The following is a 6,041-nucleotide window of genomic DNA, read 5'->3' on the forward strand; positions in this document are numbered from 1 at the left end:
ACACAAGCCAGATGGTTCGTACAATCAAACACTTCGGCAAACTTCTGAACGCTTAATCAAGTCCATAAGTTAGAGTGTGGAGCAGGTTATTGCATTGAGCAATAGCACAAATAGACTCAGTCAGGGTCCGGTCTGATTTGGACCGGACCCATTTTTTATGAATTTGGAGGAATATTAGCATGGGATTAAACAAGAAATCCGTTGATGATATCAATGTAAAAGGCCAGAAAGTTCTGGTAAGATGTGACTTTAACGTACCTCTGCAGGACGGCAAAATTACAGATGAGAATCGTCTTGTAGCAGCTCTTCCTACAATCAAGAAGCTGATCGCAGATGGCGGAAAGATCATTCTTTGTTCACACCTTGGCAAACCGAAGGGAGAGCCGAAACCGGAATTATCTCTTGCACCTGTTGCAAAACGTCTTACAGAGCTTCTCGGACAGGAAGTTAAATTCGTTCCGAGCCCGGTTGTTGTTGATGATACTGTCAGAGCAGCTGTAGATGCAATGAAAGACGGAGAAGTTATCCTTCTTGAAAATACACGTTATCGTGCAGAAGAAACCAAAAACGGTGATGAGTTCAGCAAAGATCTGGCTTCCCTTTGCGATGTATTCGTAAACGACGCATTTGGTACAGCCCACAGAGCACACTGCTCCAACGTTGGTGTTACCAAATATGTAGATACAGCAGTAGTTGGATATCTGATGGAGAAAGAAATTGCATTCCTCGGAAATGCTGTTGAAAATCCGGAGAGACCATTCGTAGCTATCCTTGGTGGAGCTAAAGTTTCCAGCAAGATCTCTGTTATCAACAACCTTCTTGACAAAGTTGATACTCTGATCATCGGTGGCGGTATGTCTTACACATTCTCCAAAGCACTTGGCGGACACATTGGTAAGTCCCTCTGCGAGGATGATTACCTTCAGTATGCATTAGACATGCTCAAGAAAGCAGAAGAAAAAGGTGTTAAACTTCTTCTTCCAGTTGACAACAGAATCGGAGATGATTTCTCCAACGATTGCAACATTCAGATTGTAGACCGTGGATGCATCCCGGATGGCTGGGAAGGAATGGACATCGGACCGAAGACAGAGCAGCTTTTCTGCGACGCTGTTAAAGATGCCAAGACTGTTGTTTGGAACGGACCGATGGGCTGCTTCGAAATGCCGAACTTTGCTCATGGTACAGAAGCAGTTGCCAAAGCACTTGCTGACACTGAAGCTACAACTATCATCGGTGGTGGAGACTCTGCAGCAGCAGTTAACATCCTTGGTTATGGCGACAAGATGACCCACATCTCTACAGGTGGTGGAGCATCCCTGGAATTCCTCGAAGGAAAGGAACTGCCAGGTGTAGCAGCAGCAAACGACAAGTAAAAAGCTTAGTGATTGACAAGCCGTAGGCGCAGGCAGAACTTAGCGTTTACTTGGTTCGCCGCTCTTAATGAATGCAAGTCGCAGACGCAGTGTGAATTTAGAGCCAGGCGAACAATGGCTGGTCAAATTACAATATAAAGGGAGATAATAAAAATGGCAAGAAAGAAAATCATCGCTGGAAACTGGAAAATGAACATGACTCCAAGCGAAGCAGTTAAATTAGTAGAAACTCTGAAACCACTCGTACAGAACGACGAAGTTGACGTAGTATTCGGTGTTCCGGCTATCGACATCGTTCCTGTTGTAGAAGCTTGCAAAGGAACAAACATTGCTGTAGCAGCAGAGAACATGTACTTCGAAGAAAAAGGTGCATACACAGGCGAGATCGCTCCGGCTATGCTGGTAGACGCTGGTGTTAAATATGTTATCCTTGGACATTCCGAGAGAAGAGACTACTTCGGAGAAACAAGCGAAGACGTTAACAAGAAAGTCCTCAAAGCATTTGAGCACGGCATCACACCGATCATGTGCTGTGGAGAATCCCTTGAGCAGAGAGAGCAGGGAATCACTATGGACTGGATCCGTCAGCAGGTTAAAGTTGGCCTTCAGAACGTAACAGCAGAGCAGGCTAAAACTATGGTTATCGCTTACGAGCCAATCTGGGCTATCGGAACAGGCAAAACTGCTACAAGCGAGCAGGCTCAGGAAATCTGCAAAGGTATCCGTGAGTGCGTAGCTGAGATCTACGATACAGATACAGCAGAAGCTATCCGTATCCAGTACGGCGGATCTGTAAATGCAGGAAATGCAGCAGAACTGTTTGCTATGGCTGACATCGACGGAGGTCTTGTTGGTGGAGCATCCCTCAAACCAGACTTCGGAAAGATCGTTTGCTACAAATAATAAAACGATAATTAATAAAGCCAGATACTTTGGACCAGTCAGGTGTAAAGTATCTGGCTTTTTATATTTTTCATGCACGTACAAATGTCCGCGCTTGACAAAAAACATTTTATGCCATACTATAAAAACCGAGTGGTAGAATACACCCTGAAATAAAATAAACAGGGACGAGGAGAAAGGAGCCATTTTCCAATGGAGAAAAAAGTGATTCGAGCAGCCCTTCTGGGTCTTGGTACAGTAGGTACAGGTGTTTACAAAGTAATAAAAAATCAGAAAGAAGAAATGATCCCGAAACTTGGAAGCGAAATAGAGATCAGCAAGATCCTGGTGCGCAATCTTGAGAAAGCAGCAGCCAAGGTAGATGATCCGAAGATCCTGACAAACAATTGGGATGATATCGTAAATGATCCGGAGATCGATGTGGTGATCGAGCTGATCGGCGGCATCGAGCCGGCAAAAACTTACATTTTATCAGCTCTGAATGCAGGAAAACACGTAGTTTCTGCGAACAAAGACCTGATCGCTGTTCACGGTAAGGAGCTTCTTGATGCAGCAGAGGCACATCATGTGGACTTCCTCTTTGAAGCAGCAGTTGCAGGTGGAATTCCGATCATCCGTCCGCTCAAAGAATGTCTGGCAGGCAATCACATGGCAGAAGTTATGGGTATTGTCAACGGAACAACCAACTTTATCCTGACCAAAATGACACAGGAAGGAATGGAATTCAAGGATGCACTGGCTCTTGCGACAGAGCTTGGATACGCAGAGGCAGATCCGACCGCAGATATCGAGGGACTCGACGCAGGACGTAAAGTGGCGATCCTTGCTTCCGTAGCATTCAATTCCAGAGTCGTTTTTGACGACGTATACATCGAAGGAATCACCAAGATCACAGCCAAAGACATTAAATACGCCAAAGAAATGGGCTGTGACATAAAACTCCTCGGAGTAGCAAAGAATACAGAAGAAGGGATCGAGGCATATGTCTGCCCGATGCTGATCCCAAGCAATCATCCGCTTGCAACAGTCAACGATTCTTATAATGCCGTTTTTGTAAACGGAGATGCAGTTGAGAATGCAATGTTCTACGGACGTGGTGCCGGCGAACTTCCGACAGCAAGTGCTGTTGTCGGAGATGTTTTTGAGATTGCAAGAAACATCAAAGCAGACTGCTGTGGACGTATCGGATGTACCTGCTACAAGGAAATCCCGGTAAAGAAAATGGCAGACACCCACAATCGTTATTTCATGCGGCTGATCGTAGAGGACCGTTGCGGTGTGCTGGCTGAGATGACCGCTGTGTTTGCAAAATACGGAGTCAGCGTTGCACAGATCATCCAGAAGGCAGCCCGTGCAGAGGAAAGCGCAGAGGTTGTTGTGATCACTGCCCAGGTTCGTGAGGGAGATTTCCGTACAGCAATGGAAGAATTAAGCGGCAGAAGCTCCGTGCGCAAGATCAGCAGCATGCTTCGCGTTTACGGGGAATAAGATTCAGATAAACGTATGTGATTGGAAATAAATATAAGGAGAGTGCGGCATATGGGAAATATCATGGACTATATCGAGTGGAGAGGCGATCTTCCCTTTACACAGTCAGAATTTAATGACGTAGACAATCTGATCCTGGCATGTTTTTCCTATGTCAATCTGGATGGGATCCAGGAAGCAGCCAGCCAGAATGGAATAGAACTCAAAGCGCTCACAGAGAAATTTCTTCAGCTTCATACTGAGAAAGAACTCAAAGAAGACAAATCTTTTATCCGCTTTGCACCGTTTATGATGCTTGAAATGGCAAAGACCGAACGCTTCGGACAGTGTGTGATCCGTAATTATGTGAATGAGATCGTGGCGGAGGAAGCGCAGCAGTTTTCGGCGGTGGAAATTTGTCTGAGTGATGGAACTTCTTATATATCTTTCCGCGGGACCGATGATACGATCGTCGGCTGGAAAGAAGATTTTAATCTGAGTACGGGCGTTGTTCCGGCGCAGGAGAGGGCAGTGGAATATTTAAGAAGGATTGCCGGCAGTTTACAGGAAATGGTCCGCGTCGGCGGCCACTCCAAAGGTGGAAATCTTGCTGTTTACGGTGCCGTGATGTGCAAAGAGATCCATCCGTGGATCCTTCAGGTTTACTCAAATGACGGACCGGGATTTTCCAGAGAATTTCTGGAACTTCCTGAAACAGAAGCACTTCTTCCAAAAGTCACCAGGATCATTCCAGAATATTCGATCATCGGAACACTTCTGGAGCATTCCAAAGAACCGGTTCTTGTTGCAAGTTCCAACAAGGGGCTACTGCAGCACGACGGTTTTTCCTGGGAAGTCAGTGGAAATCATTTCGCCAGCAAAGAACAGCTGAGCAGCAGGGCAGAAACTTTTGTCAGTATTCTGCACAAGTGGATCGACGGCATGGATGTAGAACAGAAAAAAGTCCTGATCGAAGATCTTTTTTCCACGATCGAAGCGTCTGGCTCTGAGAATTTAAGTGAGATCCAGGCAGGTGGTCTCAAGAGCTTCACTGCCATGCTAAAACGGATTGAAAGTTTTGCCCCGGAATCAAGAGAAATGGTGCAGGAACTTTTTCTCGCATTGTTCGGCGGATGGCTGGAGCAGCTGAAACTTCCTGACATGGAAAAAATCCCATTTTTACCGCAGAGCTTTTCCGATAAAATCCTTGAAAAATTCTAAATTTTTGGTACTATATAATAGAAAGAAACACCTACACACATTCTGCAAAATGCAGAGAAACTATATACAATAAAGGAGAACATTATGAGCAAAAAACCAACCGTTTTAATGATCCTGGATGGTTATGGACTGAATGACAAACATGAGGGAAATGCGATCTACGAAGCAAAAACTCCTGTTATGGATAAATTAATGGCAGAATATCCATTTGTTAAGGGAAATGCCAGCGGACTTGCAGTAGGTCTGCCGGATGGACAGATGGGTAATTCTGAGGTAGGTCATATGAATATGGGTGCAGGCCGCATCGTATATCAGGAACTTACCAGAATCACCAAAGAAATCAACGACGGCGACTTCTTCAAGAACGAAGCACTTCTCGCAGCAATGAAGAACGCGAAGGAAAACGATTCTGCTGTACATTTTATGGGACTTCTTTCTGATGGTGGTGTACACAGCCACAATACTCATCTCTACGCACTGCTTGAGATGGCCAAGAGAGAAGGACTGAGCAAAGTTTATGTACACTGCTTCCTCGACGGACGTGACACACCGCCGGCATCCGGTAAGGAATTCATCGAGCAGCTTGAAGCTAAGATGAAAGAAATCGGTGTTGGACAGATCGGTGTTGTTTCTGGACGTTACTACGCAATGGACAGAGATAACCGCTGGGATCGTGTAGAACTTGCATACAAAGCACTGACAGAGGGCGAGGGTGTCAAGGGTACAGACGCAGCTGCAGCAGTTCAGGCTTCTTACGACAACGACAAGACAGACGAATTCGTACTTCCGACAGTTATTGAGAAGGACGGACAGCCGGTTGCCAAGATTCAGGACAAAGACTCCGTAGTATTCTTCAACTTCCGTCCTGACCGTGCACGTGAGATCACCAGAGCATTCTGCGATGACGAATTCAAGGGATTTGAGAGAGCTAAGAAACTGGATCTTACCTATGTATGTTTCACAGATTATGATGAGACGATCCAGAACAAGCTGGTTGCATTCCACAAAGTTCAGCTTAAGAATACATTTGGCGAATATCTGGCAGCTCATGATATGACACAGGTTCGTATCGCT

General features: G+C 45.6%; 5 protein-coding genes. All 5 read left to right on the plus strand.

What is annotated here, in order from left to right; all coding sequences use genetic code 11:
- The first annotated feature begins 179 nt into the window (after positions 1-179).
- Positions 180-1,376, plus strand: a complete 1,197-nt coding sequence (locus QZL69_RS02895; RefSeq protein ID WP_022213723.1) for a phosphoglycerate kinase — start codon at positions 180-182, stop codon at positions 1,374-1,376.
- Positions 1,377-1,529: 153 nt separating this feature from the next.
- Complete coding sequence (gene tpiA / locus QZL69_RS02900) at positions 1,530-2,279, plus strand: triose-phosphate isomerase (protein WP_022213724.1); 750 nt, start codon at positions 1,530-1,532, stop codon at positions 2,277-2,279.
- Positions 2,280-2,471: 192 nt separating this feature from the next.
- Complete coding sequence (locus tag QZL69_RS02905) at positions 2,472-3,767, plus strand: homoserine dehydrogenase (RefSeq protein WP_022213725.1); 1,296 nt, start codon at positions 2,472-2,474, stop codon at positions 3,765-3,767.
- A gap of 51 nt (positions 3,768-3,818) precedes the next feature.
- Positions 3,819-4,967 carry a DUF2974 domain-containing protein gene (locus tag QZL69_RS02910; RefSeq protein WP_022213726.1) on the plus strand — a complete coding sequence of 383 codons (1,149 nt, stop codon included), beginning with the start codon at positions 3,819-3,821 and terminating at the stop codon, positions 4,965-4,967.
- An 84-nt stretch (positions 4,968-5,051) separates the two neighbouring features.
- Positions 5,052-6,041, plus strand: a 990-nt coding sequence (gene gpmI / locus QZL69_RS02915) for a 2,3-bisphosphoglycerate-independent phosphoglycerate mutase (protein ID WP_291518003.1), incomplete at its 3' end; no start/stop codon positions are given.

It is taken from the genome of Blautia sp. CAG:237 (assembly GCF_000436615.1).
Taxonomy (GTDB): Bacteria; Bacillota; Clostridia; order Lachnospirales; family Lachnospiraceae; genus Blautia_A; species Blautia_A intestinihominis.